The following is a 17,757-nucleotide window of genomic DNA, read 5'->3' as shown; positions in this document are numbered from 1 at the left end:
CGACGTCCTACCGCGCAGGAACCACCTTCCAGATCCCGCCAGGTCCAACCACCCATCCAGGCCTGGATGAGATAGGCGCGATCACCGCCGAGAGCGCCGCCTCTCTCCCCGCCGCGCTCGCGTCCACGCGGCGCAAGCCTTTCCCATCCCAGCGCAGGAGCGTCGAGCCGTCTCCCACGATCCACACCTCGTTCGGCCCGGACGCCGCCACGCCTCGCAGGAGCGCCGGCCATCGCGCGCCGTCCTCCCGCGTGAGGTGCAGCGCCTCCACCACGCCTCCCTTCACGTGAAGCACGCCGCCGGCGAGGCCGACCGCCCACGCCTCGCCGGGGCCTGCGGCCGCCACGGAGAGCAACGCGCCGTCGGGAGCGCGGTGACGCGTGAACGTGCGACCGTCGAACCGCACGAGCGTGCCTTCCCCCTCGGGCACCGTACGCCCCCCGGCCGCGCCCGTCGTGAGGCCGCCGGCCAGCCATACCTCGTCGTCGGCGCGGACCGCGACGTCGGCATAAGCCGCCCTCGGCAACCCCATCACGAGGCGGACCCCACGCGGGCCCTGGATCATCGCGCGAGGCAGGTCGTCGTCAGCCGCCGAGACGGCCCAGATGGCGCCCGACGGCCCGGCCGCGACCGCGAGTAGCCCGGCGAGCGGCGAGGTCCCAGGCATCGAGCGTCCATTCTGGAAGGACAAGCCTCCTTCCATCGCGAGCGCCACGCCCTCGCCCTTCGCGGCGGGCGCCACGCAGCGCTGGCAATCGAGCGCTCTCGGCTTTCGCTCGGTGCATTGCGCGCAGAGGTTGCAATCCGGCTCGGGGGCATACCAGCAGAAGAACGGCTCCGGCTTGGGCGCCTGGTAGAGCACCCGCGCGCGGGCGCCGTCGTACTCGACGATCCGCGCACCTTCGTGCAACCAGACGACCCCGCCCGGACCCTCGGCGATGCCGACGGCGCTGCGGAGCGGCCGCTCTCCGTCGATGTCCAGCACCACCGGCTCGAGGCGGTACGAAGGATCGGGGCCTGCGATGGACAACACGAGGCTCGACGCGGCCGCGTTCGGGAGAGGCGACGGCGTGCCCTCGAGGTCGGCCTCGGCCCGAGGCTCGGGTGTGACGTGCCACAGGCCGGCCTCGCCGAAGACCCACACGTCGCCGCGACCACTCCCGGTCACGGAGAGCCTCGTCGCGCCGTCGATCCCGAGGATGCGCCAGAAGCGCTGGCCGTCGAAGCGCGCGACGCCGCCTTCTACGCCCGTCAGCCAGACGTCGTCACGACCGCTCGCCCACACCGCGTGGAGGCGCAGCGGGCTCTCGTGCTCCTCGGCAGCGGCGCCGCTCCCGTGCGTGAGGGTGGTGCCCGCGACGCTCCACACGTCGGCCTTGCCGCGCGCCCCCTCGCCCTCGTCGTCGGCGAGGATCCTGGGGGTGAGGCCGCGGCCGAACTCGACGCAGGTCCGCACGTCAGGGTCGGCGTCGCACAGGACCTCGCGCCCCCCCGCGCTCGCCGCGTAGGTCGGACTCGTTCGTTCCCCGAGCCGGATTTGCGCGAGCGTGTCGCGTAACTCTCGCCGCTCCCGGAAGCCCGCGCCGACGCGCTCGATCACGGACAGGCGGTAGGCGCCCCGGCCGGCCCGCACGCCGAGCACGAGCAACGCGCCGGTCGGGCTGCGCCCGAGCCCCAGAGGCAAGAACCGACTGGCGCTCGCCGGCGCCCCCTCGGCGAAGACCTCCTTCGGGAAGGACATCGACGGCTCGCCGAGGTCGGACCAGGCGCGGCCGTCGTGATGGAAGAGATGCGGGTCCTCGGGGCCCGGTTTGCCCGTGCCGAGCACCCAGACGTCCCCGGGCGCCGCCGCCACGGATTGTACGTGGTGGAAAGGTTTGCCTTCGGCTGGACCTTCGCGGCTCGCTCGATAGGCCACCGTCGGCTTCCAGGGCGGCTTCGGGGCGAGGTCGCTGGCGGGTTGTTTTTTTCGGCGGTCGACGACACGCGCGCCCTCCGGCGTCGCCTCCGCGATCTCCCGGACGACGCCGCGGTCGACGGCGACGCGCCCTTCCTTCGTATGCACCACGAAGCCGCCCCCTGCCTGGGCTTCGATGCGGCTCACGGGGCCGCGCACGCCGAGCTGATAGAGCGGCTTGCCCTCGGCGTCGAGCGCGACCAGCGAGCCATCGGACGCGCCGCTGAGCACCGTGCCGTCGAGCCCGACCGCGACCTTTCGGTCCGCGTTCGCGGCCGCCATCGGATCCAGCGACGGAAAGCGGCGGACGAACACGCGCCACACGGGATCCCCCTCCGGCCCGAGCCGCGTCAATCCGCTCTCGTCGGCGACGATCACGACGCCGGCGCGCTCGTCGACGTCGGACATCTCGAGCTCGCGATCATGCACGCTCGCGCCGCGCGCCGCCTCGAACACGTGCAGGTGCTTCTTGCCATTGAAGCCGATCTCGAACGCGAGGACGCGGCCTCCATCGGGGCCCGCGCCGTCCGGATCGACGACGAAGAGGTGCCATCGAGGACCGCCGCGCTTCATGTCGACGCGCCACGCCTCGCGGCCTCCGGCGTCGAAGTGGACCACGAATCGCGGGGCGTCCCAGGTGTCGCGCTCCTGCAGGACGGCGAAGGCGCCGCCGTCCGGCGCGCCCGTCACCGCCAGCAGTTTCCCGAGGGGCACCTCGTAGAGCTTCCGGCCGTCGGGATCATGGCCGGTGAGCACCGTCTTCGCTTCCGTGCCGGTCAGCTCGAGCCACGGCGCGCGCGCCGCGGCCGCGGGAGCCGTGATCGCGGGCGCAGGCGCAGGCACCGGCGCCGGCGGCGTCGTTTTCGGCGCGGCGCTGCAAGCGCTCGCGAAGAGCAGCGGGAGGAGCGCGCGCCTCACGGCTTCTGCCCTCCCGACACGCGGAACACGGCGCCCTTGTGCACGTCTCCTTCGCCTTCTTCCTGGGCTTTTTTCAGCACGACCGAGAGGTCTCCGCCCGCGAGCCAGAGCTCCCCCGAGGGGCTCCGCCACGCGTCCTCGATCCCGAGCGGCGGCTCGGCGCGGCGGAGCGTCACGCCATCCCCGTGGTAAAGCGCCCTCTTGCCGACGAGCCAGAAATCTCGCCCGTCGCCCCGCATGAACGTCGCGCCGGGCGCCTCGAAGCGTTGCCCGCCGCCCTTGTCGAGGTCCCAGCGGAGGAGCTGCTCCTCTCCCTCACCGATTGCGCCGAGGATCCACGCCGAGGCCGGCGCGCCGAACCATATCCGATGCACCGAGCCGAGCCCCGAGTACATCATGGTCCAGCCGAGCCCATTGCCTCGCCACACGCGCCCATCGTCATACCCCCAGAGCCACAGGTCGGCGGGCGCGCGCGCCGTGAACTCCACGCTGGTCGTGTACCCCTCGTGCACGTCCTCGGGCAGCGGCACGCGGCGGCCATCGGCGAGCAGCATGTGCCCGCCGTATCGATTCACGAGGAAGGCAGGGCCTTCGAACTGAAACGAGACGCCGTCGACGGAGCTCTCGATCGGCCCCCCGGGATCACCACGACCCGCCGAGCCTGGGCGGACGAAATCGTCCTCGCCTTGCTCGCAGGTCCAGCGCCCGTTCTTGCCGAGCCGCGACTCCACCACGCTCGCGCGCATGCCGCCCGTCTCCACGCGGGCGACGGCGATCACCGCGTCGGCCGTGAACCGGATCCCGCTCCACGAGACCTCCATCGCGCAAGCCGGGCCGAAGGGCAGGCAGACATCGAGCCCTGCCTCGGCGCACAGGGCGGGCTGCTTGGCGCAATCGATGAGCGTGCCGCAACAATTGTCGGTGAAGCACCGAGGCCTGCCCCGATCGGTCACGCGCGCGCCGTCCCAGCGCAGGACATGGCCATCCGACGCGAGCATCCAGACGTCCCGCTCGCTCCGCCCCTCCACGTCGACGATCGTGGGCATCCGGGGCGGCAGCGCCACCGGCTCGAAGCGGCCCGCGAACGTGGTCACCGTGCCCGCGGACAGGTCCGGGGCCAGGGCCATGGCGACAAGTCCGTCGTCTTCGAGCAGGCTCAGCCTGGGCGGCCCCGCTCGTGGTGCATTCGCCTGGGGCTCGGGCGCGGGCATCCTGGGCGGGGTCGGCTCCACGCGAGGAGGCAGGGGCGGACCGCTGCACGCGAAGAGCGCGATCGACGCGAGGAGAGGGGCAAGGGCGCGCGCGGTACACGTCGGGCCACGGGGGTTCGCCATCTGTGATCAGGGACGTTCCATCATTCGCAGCCCCCCGTCAATGCGCTCGTGGCGCGCGCGGCGCCGGTGGTGCTAGGGAAGGGGAGATATGCTGCGCATCGAAGTCGTCGATTCCGACGAGCTCGGCTCCGGAGATCGAGCCGCCCTCATCGACCTGTGCCGCCGCGCTTATGGCGAGGATCTGGAGGCGTACCTCCGGGACGTCGGGAGCGGGACGCACGTGATGGGATATCTCGGGGACAGGCTGGTCAGCCATGCCATGTGGGTGACGCGCTGGCTCGAGCCCGAAGGTGGTCCGCTCCTGCGCACGGCGTACGTCGAGCTCGTCGCCACCGCCCCGGAGGAACAACAAAAGGGCCACGCGAGCGCCGTGATGCGGCGCCTGGCCGAGGCCATCGGCGACTTCGACCTCGGCGCGCTCAGCCCCAAGACCGCGGGAATTTACGAGCGGCTCGGCTGGGTGTTCTGGCGCGGTCCGCTCTCGATCCGCGGCCCGGAGGGGCTCGTCCCGACGCCGGACGAGGAGATCATGATCCTCCACCTCCCCCGCACCCCACCGCTGGATACGAACGCGCCCCTCTCCGCCGAGTGGCGCAAGCTGGAGGAGTGGTGGTGATCAGCCCACACCTCGGGCGCGCGGGGCACGAGCTTGTGGATCTTCATGAACCAAGCAGCCGTTCAATCGCGGCCCACGTGCCCGTGCTCGTCAGGATCCCTCGAAGCTCTTTCTCGATGCCTGGATCCCGCCAGAGGCTCGCATAGAAGTCGCCCATGCCGTGATCCGAATGCCATCCGGCCATGAACGACCAGGCGTGCGCCTTGTGCTCCTTGCCTCGCGGATCGGTCCTCGACGCGAGCCATGCCTTCACCTCGCGGCCCCGCTCGGGGAAGGCCGCGGAGAGAGCGGCGCACACGATTCTTTCGAGGGTCTGCTGCGAGGGGACGCCGTCCACCACGGGATCGGGGACGTACCAGAGAATCGGAGACACCACGGTTTGCCCGCCGTCGAGCTCGAATTCCCCCGACGAGGTCTCCTTCGCATCACCCCCGACGAGCGAACGAAGGGAGTCGAGGACGGCGGCGGGCGCTTTGGTGTCGACATCGAGGTTCAGCACGAGGCGCGCGAGCGGTCTCGTCGCGCGGGCCCTCAAGAGGAGCTGCCCCATGGTGCGCACGGCGTCCCGCTTCCGCGCCGGATCGTCTCGTACTTGTTTTTGCTCGCCGCAGGGCACGACGTGCAGGAGCCCGCCGCCCGGCGTCTCGTACATGTAATCGCCCTGGAACCTGTGCACCGGGTTCGCCTGCGGCGCCGGCTTGCAGCCCACGGAGAGCAGGAGGCCCTGCCAGAAGGACCGATCGTCGTAGCCTTCGCACAACACGATCGCCTCGATCGCGCTCATCGAAGGTCCTCCCCCACGCCTTCCCGCGCAAAGGCGGCCTCAGCCCCCTCGTACCGCGTGCTCCGAAGCTCGCCGTCGTGGAGCGCGAGGTGAAACACGGTCAGGGCCGGGCGCTCGGCCTCGAACTCCAGGAGGAGCGCGTCGAGCAGATCCAGGCTATGCGTGGAGAGTACGACTTGCACGCCCCGCTGGACAGCCGCCCGGATGGCGCGCGCGGTCTGTCGCAATGCGCGCGGATGCTGGCTCGCCTCGGGCTCCTCCAGAAGCGCGGTGCTGCCCGCGGGCGAAGCGAGCTCGAAGCAGATCCGGACGAGGCTCTGCACCCCGTCCCCCGCGAGCGCGACCGGGACGCTGTGGTCGGCGAACTGGAGCTGCACCACCGTGGCCCCGCCGGGATCGGTCAGGACGATATTGCGGAGCCCCGGCACCACGGCGGATACGAGGGCCACGCTCTCGTCGAGCAGGCCACTCTCGACAGCCTCGGTATATACGCGGGAGAGCAGCGCATGCCGAGCGCCCGGGCGCGGATCGACGAGCTTGACGAGGGGAACACGACGGAAACCGCCCTCCTGTTCGAAGACGTATTCATTGTCCAGCGCGAACGCGGTGCGGGCCCTCGCGCCCTCGAGCTGGGCGATCGCGAGGACCTCGCCTACGAAGGGCCGCCTCGCGCGTCGTTCGTCGAGCTTCTGTTCGAGCCCGGAGGAGACATCCGTCGAGAACGAGAGCGTCACGTTGCGCGTGCCGATGTCCTTGATGTTCACCTGGATCGTCGCCGGGGTGCCGTCCCGCCCGCCCCGCCAGAACAGCCACCGCGCCCCGTCCCAGAGCTCGGAGCGCCGCGCGACGACCCGCCCCACCGCGTCGCCGGGAGAGCGGCTGCCACCGATGACCATGCCATCGAGCAGCGTGCTCTTGCCGGCGCTGTTCGGGCCCAGGATCACGGTCAGGGGTGAGAGCCCTTCGAGGCCGCCCGCTCGTATGCCTCGAAAGGAAGCGACACGGATCGAGGTGATCACGCGAGATTCCCTACACGGGAAGCCCCAGGGGGTCAAGCAACGGGGCCGCCGGCCCGCTCCCCACCCCCCCGGAAAAGCCCCATCGCCCCCTCGATCCCACTCTCCCCGGCCCCGGATCCCCGGCATCGACCTCTCGATGTCGTCCTCCCGGGCCCCCGGAGACCGCCATCAACATCTCGATCCCACCCTCCAGGCCCCCCGAAGACCGCCATCGACACCTCGATCTCGCCCTCCGGGCCCCCGGGAGACCGGCATCGACGTTTCGGCTTTGCTTTCTGGGGGGGTTCTCTCGACTCAGCCGCGGTCGCCGCCGGGCTTCTTGGTGCCGCTCTTCGCCTTCGGAAAGAAACGCTCGGCGGCGGCACGGCCGAGCTCGGCGAGGAGGAAGCCGTAGACCTTCGTCAGCAGGCGAGCCCACTCATCCTCGGCAGCCTCGAGGCGCGTGCCGGCGAGGGCCTCGTCGGTGCGGGCCTTGGCGAGCATCTCGACCGCGCCCGTGAAGGCGGCGATGCCCGTCTTCAGCGCGGGGACGGCCTCCAGACGGACCGGGTCGCCGCCGGGCAGGTGCTCTTCGAGGCGATCGATGAGCTCACCATAACGGCTGACCTGCTTGTCGAGGGGCGCCGCAGTATAATAATCGATCCCGTCGGGAAAGATGAGGGTATAAGGCCCCTTGCGGGCAGCGTCGACAGCGCGACCAGCGAGCGTGCCGCGGGCGCTCTTCGCGGTCAGGTCGAGGTCGTCATCAGCGCCATCACGATCGGCGAGGGCGTCCTGCACAGGGCCATTGGCGTCCTCATGCGCGCGGGCGAGCGCGAGGACCTTGAGGGTGGCAGCCTCGACGTCGGCAGCGAGGGACATACGCTTGGCGCGGCGTAACATGCGCGTGACGTAACGCCCAGTCCGGACACGCTCCTTCGACGCAGAAGTAGGAGGAGGAAGTTGCATGCACGGGAGGGTAAGGGAAGAGGCAGGGGCGAGGCAAGGATGTTGCCTCGCGAGGGGCGCACGTTTCGCCGGGGCGCCGCCCCGGACCCCGCGGGGGCTGTCCGCCCCTCGACCCGGACCAGGGCAAGCCCTGGACCTCAGGTTGAAAAACTGCGCTCCGCGCAGTTTTTCAAACGGGCCGACGAAGAGGCCGGGTTGCCAGCAGAACCAGCCGCGCGGCTGTCTTGGCTGGCAGGGTCGTCGCTGGTCTTGACTGCGGCTGTTCGATGAACTGCGCGGAGCGCAGTTCATCGACGTTGGGTCCAGCCCCTGGCTGGTCCGGGTCCAGGGGCGGACAGCCCCTGGTGGGGCCTGGGGCAACGCCCCAGCGTAACGGCCAAGGACCTTCGCCCCGCCCATTTCGTCTCGCGCTTCGCCGCATATACTTTCCAGGTGACTCCCAAGCGGGTGAGCGTTGGCCGGCGCGAGAGCGAGCACCCGCGTCCTCGGCTCGGGTTGGTCGAGCGTGCTGCTGGGGCGACGATCGGGGCGGGTTCGTTGTTCCAGGATCGTTATGAGATCGTGTGTGTCCTCGGCCAGGGTGGGTTTGGGACTGTTTATCAGGCGCGTCAGGTCGCGACGGGCCAGCTCGTCGCGATCAAGGTTTTGCAGACGGGGCTGGTTGGCGAGCATGATCGCCGCGTCGCGCGCTTCGAGCGGGAGATCCGGCTCTGCGCGAGGCTCCACCATCCCAACATCGTCCGGCTCGTTGATTCGGGCACCACGGCGGAGAGGCTCCTTTATACCGTCTTCGAGTTCGTCCCGGGGGAGAACCTCGCGGATGTCCTTGCCAGGGAGGGCGCGCTCGATCCGCGTGAGGCCAGGCACCTCATGCTCCAGGTCCTGGATGCGCTGAGCTGCGCGCATGCCCAGGGGGTCGTTCATCGGGACATCAAGCCGGCGAATATCATGGTGGTCCCGACCGGCGCGCGGCGGAACGCGATGGTGCTCGATTTTGGCATCGGCGCGCTCGTCGACGCGATCACGGGCTCGAGGGTGAACAGGACGGCTGCCACGAAGGACGCCGTGTGCACGCCTGGGTATGCCGCGCCCGAGCAGATTCAGGCGATGCGGCCGACCGCTCGCTCCGACCTTTATGCCTGGGGGCTCGTTTTTCTCGAATGCCTCACGGGCGAGCCGGTCATCACCGGCGGCTCCTTGCAAGAGTGCCTCTTCAAGCAGATGAGCCGCGCGCCTGTCCCGATACCCAGGCCGCTCTGGGGCCACCCCCTCGGCGAGCTCTTGCGGGAGGCGACGCTCAAGGACGTCCGGCAGCGTAATGTCGACGCCGAGGGGCTCTTCTGGAGGCTCCAGGCTTGCGACGTGAACGAGCTCGAGCGGGAGGATTTCATCGAGCCCGTCGCCGGGCGGGCGCAGCCGCCGACGACCCTGCCCATGCGGGCCGAGGTCCGCGGCTCGGGCGTGAGGCTCGTCCCGTCGGCGCGTTCGCCCGAGGCCGAGCGCCGGCAGCTCACTGCCCTCTGTCATGGCTTGACGGCGCTCGGGCCGGGCCCCGAAGCCATCGATATCGAGGAGGTCGAGGAGCTCATCAGCCTCGAGCAGGCGAGCTGCGCGGACGTCGTGCGCCGCCACCACGGGCGCTTCGCGGGCTCGCTCGGCGAGGAGGTGCTCAGCTACTTCGGCTGCGATACCACGCCGGAGGACGGCGCCTTGCGCGCTTGTCGCGCCGCGCAGGAGATCTTGTCGAGGGTGCGCAGCCAGAGCGCGTGGTTATCGGCGAAACGAGGGATCCGCCTCGAGGTCCGGATCGGCTTGCATACGGGCCTCGTAGGAACCCGCGACATCGGCGGCCCAGCACACGCGCTCGGCACCACCCCCGGGATCGCCGCGCGCCTGAGCGCGCTCGCGGTCCCCGACACCATCGTCCTCAGCAGCACGACCGCGCGGCTCCTCGGGGGCCATTTCGCGCTCGTGTGTGGCGGGACGTTGCCTGTCGAGGGGCAAGGCCGCCTCGTCGAGGTCTTCCTCCTGCGAGGCGAGCCGGTGAACGGCTAGGGTTTGCGACGCCGACATACGGCCCGAGACCGTCCCGCACAGGGGAGGTTCTCCTCGGCGAGAATGGCGCGCCCCGCCCTCGCGAGGGACACGATTTCTGTTAAGCTCCCCGCCTTCGTATTCGGGTCACCACGCTCTTGCTTCCGCCATCTGCGACGGATGGGCGATATGAACAGAGTCTTGCGATTCGCGCCGCACGTTCGCCCAGCGCGCCTGGGCACGGAGGGGCTCGTGCTCCTCGGGGAGCACGACGAGGAGATCCTGCAGGGGCGCCTGTACGCGCTCGTCGCGCCCCTCGTGGACGGTATACGCACGAATGCGCAGATCATCGCGGCCCTCCGGGGGAGGGCCACTGCGGTCGAGGTGTATTACACGCTCACGCTGCTCGAGCGGAGCGGATATTTGACCCCTGCCTCGCTCGTGCCTCCGGGCGAGGACGCCTTCTGGCGCTCGCTCGGGGCCTCCGGGGAAGCCGCGACCGAGCGCCTCTCGGGGACGCCCGTGACGGTCGAGGCGCTCGCAGGCCTGGATTCGAGTCCATTCTGTGAATCGCTGCGGGCGGCGGGCGCGAGGGTCGGGGCCGGGGCTCGGCTGCGGGTCGTGCTCGTCGGGGATTACCTCGCGCCCGAGCTCGCGGAGATCCATCGGCAGGCCCTCGCCGAGGGCCTCTGCTGGGTGCCCGTGAAGCCGTCCGGGGCAGCGCCCTGGATGGGGCCGGTCTTCCACGCGGGTGGACCGTGCTGGGATTGCATTGCCTTCCGGATTCGCGCGAATCGCCCCGTCCAGACGTCCCTCGAGCGTGACGGCGCTCTGCCCGCGTCGTCCTCCCCGCGCCCGGCGAGCTCCGCCGGCCTGGCCGCGGCGCACGCGTTCGCGGCGCTCGTGATCGCCCGATGGATCACGGGCGGCGGGTGGAGCGAGATCGAAGACCACGTCTGCGTCCTCGATTTTGGTCGCCTCACGCTCGAGAAACACGCCGCGCAGAGGCGCCCGCAATGCCCGACCTGCGGAGACCCGGGCCTCGTGAAGCGGCGGGCCGCTGCGCCGATGGTGTTCGAGCGCCGCGCGCGGCTCGCCGCTCGGGACGGGGGGAGCCGCGTGATCTCGCCGGAGGAGACCTTCGCGCGTCATCGGCATTTGATCAGCCCCGTGACCGGGGTCCTCTCCCGCGTGGAGCCCGTCGCCGGGCGCGACGGTCCGCCGTGGTTCCTCCACGCGGCACATTATCCCGTGGCGCCGGCGACAGGCGCGCGGGCTCCGAGGTACTTTCGTGCCGTGGCGGGTGGCAAGGGGCGCAACGCAGCGCAGGCGCGGACGAGCGCGCTTTGTGAGGGAATCGAGCGGGTGAGCGCCATCTTCCAGGGAGACGAGCCCACCCTCCGCGCCCGATGGGCCGATCTGGGCGACGAGGGCGTCCACCCGCACGAGCTCCTCGGCTTCAGCGACTCCCAGTACCGGACGCGCGACGCGTGGAACACCGCCGCGCGGAGCGCCAGATGGCATGTCCCGCTGCCCTTCGACGAGCGGCGCGAGATCGACTGGACGCCGGTATGGTCCCTCGCGACGCAGCGGCGACGGTATCTGCCGACGGCTTGTTGTTATGATCAGGTCCCGGTCGCCCCCGGGGAGCGCTTCTGCGTGTACAGCTCCAATGGTCACGCGGCCGGCAATTGCCTGGAGGAGGCCGTCCTGCACGGCTTCTTCGAGCTCGTCGAGCGCGACGCCGTCGCCATCTGGTGGTACAACCGGCTGCGCCGACCCGGGGTCGATCTGGCGAGCTTCGGTGATCCTTTTTTCGAGGAGGTCGAGGCCGCATACCGTTCGTCGGGTCGGACGCTCTGGGTCCTCGACATCACGACCGACCTCGGAATCCCGGTCTTCGCCGCGCTCTCGGCCGCGCGGGAAGACGGAGGGCTCGATGCCGGCTTCGGCTGTCATCTCGACGTCCATGTGGCCGCGCAGCGCGCGCTCACGGAGCTGAACCAGGTCCACGACCCCGCGGGTCAACGGCCGCCGCTCCTCGACGTGCGAATGCTCGAAGACCGGAGCTTTTTGATCCCCGCCGACGACACGCCGCCCCGGAGGGGCAAAAAGGCCCCGCGCGCCCTCGAGGGGAGCGACCTCGCCGCGGACGTCCTTGCTTGCGTGCAGATCGCGGCCCGCGCAGGCCTCGAGACGCTCGTGCTCGACCAGACGCGGCCCGACCTCGGCCTCTGCGTCGTCAAGGTGACGGTCCCCGGGCTCCGGCATTTCTGGCCTCGTTTCGGGCCAGGGCGGCTTTATGACGTGCCGGTGCGCCTGGGGTGGCGAGATCGCGCCCTCGACGAGGCCGAGCTCAACCCGGTTCCATTCTTGACCTGAGGAGGGAGCATGCTGATCGACGCGGATCGTCACGTCATCGAGCCGATCGACATGTGGGCGCATTACCTGGAAGAGCCCTTCCGCGAGCGCGCGCCCTATTTCCTCGACGTCGGCAGCGGCCTCCAGACGCGCAGGCTGATGCTCGATGGCGAGCCCGTCCATCACAAGCTCTCCGAGCGCGCCGTTCGCGAGCTCGCCGCCGTCGGGACACGACGAGGCCCCGAGTTATGGGCGGGCAGGGACCCCGCCGCGCAGCTACGGGCGATGGATCGAGCCCACGTCGACATCGCCCTCCTCTTTCCGACGAACACGCTCTCCCTGCTCGGGATCGACACGCTCGACCCCGCCTTGGCCGGCGCCATCACCCGCGCATACAATCGATGGCTGCACGATTTCTGCGCTCACGATCCGGCGCGGCTCCGAGGCGTCGGGGTGGTGAACGTCCACGACCCGGCCGCCATGGTCGAGGATCTCGCGTGTTTCGCGGCGTGGGGGTGGAGAGCGGTGGTGCTGCGGCCGAACCCGGTGAAGGGGCGAATCCTGAGTGATCCCGCCCATGAGCCTTTCTGGGCCGCGTGCGAGCGTCTCGACGTGGCGGTCGCCCTCCACGAAGGCGCGCACGCGCGTGTCCCCAGCGCGGGGGCGGATCGATTCGAGACCCGCTTCGCCTTGCACGCATGCTCGCACCCGATGGAGCAAATGATGGCGCTGCTCGCGCTGATCGAAGGGGGCGTGCTGGAGCGGCACCCGGCCCTGCGCGTCGCGTTCCTCGAGGCCGGCTGCGGGTGGCTGCCGTACTGGTTGTGGCGGCTCGACGAGATCGAATACCGGAACCTCTCGGGTGAGGTCGCGGAGAACGTCCGCCGAAGACCTTCCGAGTATTTCCGGCGGCAGTGTTTCGTCGCCATCGAGCCCGACGAGCCCTATCTCCCGGAGCTGGTCCGGTATCTCGGCGAGGACAACCTGATCTTCGGGACGGACTTTCCCCACCTCGATCACGACAGCGACATCACGGAAAAACTCGCCCCGCTGGGCCAGCAGCTCCCCGGGGGCGTGCTCGAGAAAATTCTGTGGGACAATCCGGCCCGCCTTTACAGCGTACAATGACTCAGCAGGGGACCCAGAAACCCGGCACCTCCCTCATCATATCCATGTCCATCTCCACCATCGCCGCCTTCATCGGCGCCCTCTGCCTCCTGTCAGGGCCCGGGGGAAGGAGGTCGGGCTTCGCCGGCAGCGCCAGCTTGTAGGGGGCGGGTTTTCCGGGTTGACTGTCCACGATCTCCAGATGGATGTCGCGCGGGAGCTTGTAGTCGAAGTACTCCTCGAGCGCCTTCGCAGGGTCCGCGATCAGCGCCTGCTTGAAGGTCTCGTCGTCCCACGCCTTGACGACCGCCTTGATCCATACCTCGGAGAAATCATCAACCGCGACGTCCTCGATGTCCGTCTCCGTGGCCGCTCCCCCCTCGGGAGCTTCGAGCTTCTCCGTGTCCGACGCGGAGGCAGAGGACGATAACACGAGCGCCATCGCCGCGAGCGCCCAGAGGTCAGGCTTCCTTCTCATGACAGCTCTCCTTTCCACGGTCTCCGAACGGCTGCGCCCCACGTCGCCCGCTCGTTCGTCTGGGCCGAACATGGGACGGCGCCTCCGCCGGTCAAGCGACCAGCGTTTGACCTCGAATTCCGTTTCCTCGGGTTCAGCGGCGCTGCGAGGAGCCGCCGAGCTCCACGAGGAGCGCGCGGGCCTCTTTCAGATCCGCGGTCCCGAAGCCCTCCGAAAACCCCCCGAGGACCTCTTCCAGCCTCCGCCGCGGCTCGTCGATCCGGCCCCGGGGCACGAGGATACGGCAGAGCGCCATCGTGGCGCGTAGCTCCGGCATTCGCGCCCTTTGCGCGCGGGCGACGTCGATCGCCTCCCGAAAGCGATGCTCCGCTTCGCCGATCGCGTCGCCGCCGCGCCGAAGCAGGTACGTACCCAGCAAGCGGTTCAGCTCGGGCACGTAATAAAACTCGCGCGACTTCATGGCGAGCGCGAGCGCCTGCCGGAGGCGCGCGATCGCGTCGTCGAGCCGCCCCCGCGCGGCCTCGGACTCGGCCACGAGCGAGCTCCAGTAGGGGATCGCCGCATCCCCGCCGAAGGAGCCGAACTTCACGAGGCAGCGCGCAGCCGCTTCGAGGTCATGCTCGACCCACGCGCCGAGGGCGGCCCCGCCGACGTTCCAGGGCTCGAGGCCCATCCGCTCGCCGAGCTCGACGAGCTCGGTCGCCACCGCCCGGACGTGCTCCGGCTCGCGCCGATAATGCCAGAGGCCGCCGACGTACAGCAGCGCGAGGCCTAGGCTGTTGGCGTGCTCGAGCTCGCGAGCCCAGGCAATGGCGGCTTCACCCTGCGCGAGCGATTGCTCCGGATATCCCAGGAGCCATAACACCAGGGAGAGCATCGCTCGGGCATGGACCCCGAGATCGGCGCCGAGGATCACGGCATACCGGCGGTGCTCCGCGGGATCATAGAGCGACACGGCGCGCTCGAGCCGGGCCCGAGCCTCCTCGAAGCGACCCGCGAAGAAGAAGCATTCCCCCAGCGCGATCAGGGCGGCCGCCTCCTCCGCAGGCTCCTTCCTGCGTGTCGCCGCGGTGTGCAGCTCTTGCGCCATCGACATCGGCTCCTCGCGGGACCCCAGGTTGTGATAATAAAAAAACAAGGTCCACGAGGTGACGAAGGCGAGCGGGTGATCGCCGAGCTCGGCCATGATGTCCTGGGAGCGCCGCGCGACCGACAGGGGCTCCGTGGCGCCGTAGCCACGCGTGGCCATCAGCGCAGGCATCAACAGCCCATTCAGCTCGAGCTCGACGGTCGCCCGCTCTCGCGCGTCCTCGACGGCCGAAAGCCAGCCCAGCGCCTGCCTGGCGTGCACGATCGCCTCCCGGTTGGCCGACCGTTGCATCGCGCCCATGACCGCTTTTTGCGCGTATCCAATGGCCCGCCGCTTCTGCTCCGAGGCCGCGAGGTGATAAGCGAAGAGCTCGGGCCGCCCCTCGGGGATGTCGGGGAATTTCTCCTCCAGCACCGTCGAGATACGCGCGTGCACGTCCCTTCGTGATCGCCTCAGCATCGACTCGTACGCCGCGTCCCGGACCAGGAGGTGCTTGAACTGGTAGACCGGGTTTCGCAGCCGCCGCTTGCAATACACGAGCTCGGACGCCACGAGCTGGTCGAGGTGCTCGCAGAGCTCGTCGGGCTCGAGGAGGCTGACCGCGCCGAGCAGGTCGAGCGTGAATTCCCGACCAATGGCGGCGGCCACCTGGGCCGTCTCCTTGGCCCGGCCGAGACCGTCGAGGCGCGCCGTGAGCAGGTCCCGCAGCGTGCTCGGGATGCTGAGCTCCGAGAGCTGACCGGCGAGCTCGTAGCGGCCCGCCTTCTCCACGAGGGCGCCCGATTCGATCATCATACGGACGAGCTCCTCCACGAAGAGCGGCACCCCATCGGTGCGGGCGGCGATACGGTCGAGCACCTCGGGCGGCAAGATACGCCCACCGGACGCCACCGCGGCCATTTGCTCGACCTCGGGCCGACCGAGCCGCTCGAGCTGGACGTGGTGCACCGCGGAGGGCGACCAGCGCGTCACGAGCTCGCGGCGCGCGCAAAAGAGGGCGTAGACACGCGCCGAGGCGAGCTCGCCCGTGAGCTGCGCGAGGAGCTCGAGCGTGCTCGGATCCGCCCAGTGCAGGTCCTCCACCAGGAGCACGAGCGGATCCCGCTCGGCCATCTCGAAGAGCAACGAGAGGACGGCATTCCGCGTGAGATCCCGCAACTTCTGCGGCGAGACGTCGAGCGGCGCCCACCGCTCGGGCAATGGGATCGACAGGAAGGACGCGAAGAGGGGCATGGCCTCGGCGAGATCGAAGCCATGTCTCGCGAGCAGCACCTCGAGCCGCGCAGCGCGGTCCTCGGGGGCCGCCTCTCGCCCCGGCCAGAGGAGCCGCGTCAATGCGTCGATGATCGGGAAAAACGGGCTGTTCGTCGTGCGCGGCGTGCAGCGGCACTCGAGCCACGCATGCGCCTCGCCGCCAATTCGCTCCCGGAGCTCGTGGACCAGGCGGGATTTCCCGATGCCCGCCTCGCCGCTCACGACGACGGCCTGCCCAGCGCCGCCGCGCACCCGGCCCCAGCGCTCGAGCAGGGCCTCGATCTCCCGCGCGCGGCCGACCAGAGGAGCCGCCCTGGCCCCCTCCGGCTCCCCCTGCTGGAGCAGGTAAAGCTCCACCGGGGCCGCGGCATTGCCGAGCGGTTGCTCCCCGCCCTCGTCGAACGCAAAATGGCCGCGGAGCAGCCGGTGCGTGCTCTCGCTCGCCAGAATGGCCCCGGGCTGCGCCAGCCGGCTCAGCCGGCACGCGAGCTTCGGCGTATCACCGATGACGTATCCGCCGCCCGTGGTCAAAGGCTCATGTAACTCGCGGGCGACGACCATACCGGTATGAATGCCGACGCGGAGCTCGGCGCGCACGCCGCGCGTGGCCTCGAGCGCCGCGCTCACCCGGCGGATCTCGTCCATCGCGGCGAGGGCCGCCTGCGCGGCTCGCTGGGCGTCGTCCTCGCGCGCGGCGGGATAACCGAAATAGAAGAGGACCGCGCCGCCGAGCGCGCCCGCGACGTGCCCGCCGCGCTCCTGCGTGATCCGGACACACGCCTCCTGCTCCGCGCCGAGGATCTGGTCGAGCTCCTCGAGATCCACGGCGCCGGGCTTCACGCTCACGGCCGTCAGCGAGCAACACACCGCCGTGATCTGCCGCCGCTCTCCCTCGATCAACCGCGCGCGCCCCGCGCCGCCGCCGTCCGCGGTCGAAGGCCGCGTCGTCCAGGCGCTCGGCGCGAGATCGCCGAGATCGATGGCCTCGAGTTCGCGCAGGAGCTTCTCCGCCGTGACGCTGCGCGCGGCCGGATCCTTCTCGGTCGCGCGCCGGAGCAAGCGCCCGAGCGGGTGGTCCGCGATCCTCGCGGGAATGGGGATGGGCTCGGGCGAGAGCTGCGCGGCCATCACCTCGGCCATGGTCGCGCCCGGGGCGGCTCGCTTGCCGGTGAGGCATTCCAGGAACATGAGCCCCCACGCGTACAGATCCGATCGCCGGGTCAGCGGCAATCCGCGGAGCTGCTCGGGCGCCGCATAAGCGGGCGTCCCGAGCGACTCGTGGGACATCGTGATCCGGCGCTTTCCTCGGCGCGCCTCCTCCATGAGCGCGCCGACGCCGAAATCGAGGACGAGCACGTTTCGCCGCGCGCCGGTGGTCGTGACGAGCAGGTTCTCGGGCTTGAGGTCCCGGTGCACCACGCCGCTCGCGTGCGCGCAGGCGAGGGCGTCGAGGACCTGCAACATGAAATGCTGCGCCTCGAGCGGGTTCAGGCGGCCTTCTTCGGCGAGCACCTTGGCGAGGTCCTTCCCGGGCACGAACTCGAAGACCGAATACACGAGCCCCTCGTCGGCCCGCCCCGAGTCGAGCAGGTGCACGATGTTCGGGTGGTGCATCTGCGCGCAGATATGCACCTCGCGGTGGAAACGCGCGATTCTTCGCTTGTTCAGCGCCTGCGAGCCACCACCCTCCACGACGCGTAACACCTTGACGGCGACCGGCTGGTGGGTGGTCAACTGCCGCGCCTTGTACACGGTGGAGAACGCGCCCTCGCCCAGCACCTCGAGGAGCTCGTAGCGCCCTGCGAGCGTCGCGCTCTCCGCGATTCGTTTCCCGCGCATGCCGCCCATCTCGCCCGC

Annotated in this window: 11 protein-coding genes; 4 read left to right on the top strand and 7 right to left on the bottom strand. The window is 70.1% G+C overall.

Annotated features, from left to right (window positions below; genetic code table 11):
* Positions 1-7: 7 nt before the first annotated feature.
* Entirely contained in the window at positions 8-2,875 is a 2,868-nt protein-coding gene (locus GF068_RS37260; protein ID WP_153824318.1) for a beta propeller repeat protein, read from the bottom strand.
* A complete protein-coding gene (locus GF068_RS37255) occupies positions 2,872-4,002 on the bottom strand; it encodes a hypothetical protein (protein WP_170319898.1) in 1,131 nt (376 codons plus the stop codon). The genes GF068_RS37260 and GF068_RS37255 overlap by 4 nt, the downstream gene beginning before the upstream one ends.
* 295 nt (positions 4,003-4,297) lie before the next feature.
* Between GF068_RS37255 and GF068_RS37250 the strand changes: the two genes are divergently transcribed.
* The gene (locus tag GF068_RS37250) at positions 4,298-4,825 is read left to right on the top strand and encodes a GNAT family N-acetyltransferase (RefSeq protein ID WP_153824316.1); all 528 of its coding nucleotides are present in this window, start codon (positions 4,298-4,300) and stop codon (positions 4,823-4,825) included.
* Positions 4,826-4,868: 43 nt separating this feature from the next.
* Here the strand turns inward: GF068_RS37250 and GF068_RS37245 are convergent, their stop codons facing one another.
* The 3 genes from GF068_RS37245 to GF068_RS37235 form a co-directional block, all read right to left on the bottom strand.
* Positions 4,869-5,609 (bottom strand): hypothetical protein, encoded by a 741-nt coding sequence (locus GF068_RS37245; protein WP_153824315.1) that lies wholly within the window; start codon positions 5,607-5,609, stop codon positions 4,869-4,871.
* Positions 5,606-6,628: an AAA family ATPase gene (locus GF068_RS37240; protein WP_170319897.1), complete on the bottom strand. Its 1,023-nt coding sequence runs from the start codon at positions 6,626-6,628 to the stop codon at positions 5,606-5,608. The genes GF068_RS37245 and GF068_RS37240 overlap by 4 nt, the downstream gene beginning before the upstream one ends.
* A 294-nt stretch (positions 6,629-6,922) precedes the next feature.
* Positions 6,923-7,510, bottom strand: a complete 588-nt coding sequence (locus GF068_RS37235; RefSeq protein ID WP_153824313.1) for a hypothetical protein — start codon at positions 7,508-7,510, stop codon at positions 6,923-6,925.
* 498 nt (positions 7,511-8,008) lie between these two features.
* Here GF068_RS37235 and GF068_RS37230 point away from each other — a divergent pair, with 498 nt between their 5' ends.
* The 3 genes from GF068_RS37230 to GF068_RS37220 all read left to right on the top strand — a co-directional run bounded on the left by GF068_RS37230 (position 8,009) and on the right by GF068_RS37220 (position 13,099).
* Positions 8,009-9,631, top strand: a complete 1,623-nt coding sequence (locus tag GF068_RS37230) for a protein kinase domain-containing protein (protein WP_153824312.1) — start codon at positions 8,009-8,011, stop codon at positions 9,629-9,631.
* A gap of 168 nt (positions 9,632-9,799) precedes the next feature.
* On the top strand, positions 9,800-11,992 hold the full coding sequence (locus GF068_RS37225) for a TOMM precursor leader peptide-binding protein (protein ID WP_240807988.1): 2,193 nt from the start codon (positions 9,800-9,802) through the stop codon (positions 11,990-11,992).
* 9 nt (positions 11,993-12,001) lie between these two features.
* Positions 12,002-13,099 carry an amidohydrolase family protein gene (locus GF068_RS37220; protein ID WP_153824310.1) on the top strand — a complete coding sequence of 366 codons (1,098 nt, stop codon included), beginning with the start codon at positions 12,002-12,004 and terminating at the stop codon, positions 13,097-13,099.
* Position 13,100: 1 nt separating this feature from the next.
* On the opposite strand, the gene GF068_RS37215 is transcribed toward GF068_RS37220, so the two are convergent.
* Entirely contained in the window at positions 13,101-13,556 is a 456-nt protein-coding gene (locus GF068_RS37215; RefSeq protein ID WP_170319896.1) for a BMA_0021/BMA_0022 family TOMM bacteriocin, read from the bottom strand.
* A gap of 133 nt (positions 13,557-13,689) precedes the next feature.
* Complete coding sequence (locus GF068_RS37210; RefSeq protein ID WP_153824308.1) at positions 13,690-17,739, bottom strand: TOMM system kinase/cyclase fusion protein; 4,050 nt, start codon at positions 17,737-17,739, stop codon at positions 13,690-13,692.
* Positions 17,740-17,757: the final 18 nt, after the last annotated feature.

The organism is Polyangium spumosum (assembly GCF_009649845.1).
In the GTDB taxonomy this organism is placed as follows: Bacteria; Myxococcota_A; Polyangia; order Polyangiales; family Polyangiaceae; genus Polyangium; species Polyangium spumosum.
This window is presented reverse-complemented; position numbering and strand designations above follow the sequence as displayed.

Bases quoted from the DNA above. Each gene is read 5' to 3' on its own strand.
- GF068_RS37245 (WP_153824315.1), bottom strand. From the start codon at position 5,609: ATGAGCGCGATCGAGGCGATCGTGTTGTGCGAAGGCTACGACGATCGG.
- GF068_RS37235 (WP_153824313.1), bottom strand. From the start codon at position 7,510: ATGTTACGCCGCGCCAAGCGTATGTCCCTCGCTGCCGACGTCGAGGCT.
- GF068_RS37220 (WP_153824310.1), top strand. From the start codon at position 12,002: ATGCTGATCGACGCGGATCGTCACGTCATCGAGCCGATCGACATGTGG.
- GF068_RS37215 (WP_170319896.1), bottom strand. From the start codon at position 13,556: ATGAGAAGGAAGCCTGACCTCTGGGCGCTCGCGGCGATGGCGCTCGTG.
- GF068_RS37250 (WP_153824316.1), top strand. From the start codon at position 4,298: ATGCTGCGCATCGAAGTCGTCGATTCCGACGAGCTCGGCTCCGGAGAT.
- GF068_RS37255 (WP_170319898.1), bottom strand. From the start codon at position 4,002: ATGGCCCTGGCCCCGGACCTGTCCGCGGGCACGGTGACCACGTTCGCG.
- GF068_RS37225 (WP_240807988.1), top strand. From the start codon at position 9,800: ATGAACAGAGTCTTGCGATTCGCGCCGCACGTTCGCCCAGCGCGCCTG.
- GF068_RS37210 (WP_153824308.1), bottom strand. From the start codon at position 17,739: ATGCGCGGGAAACGAATCGCGGAGAGCGCGACGCTCGCAGGGCGCTAC.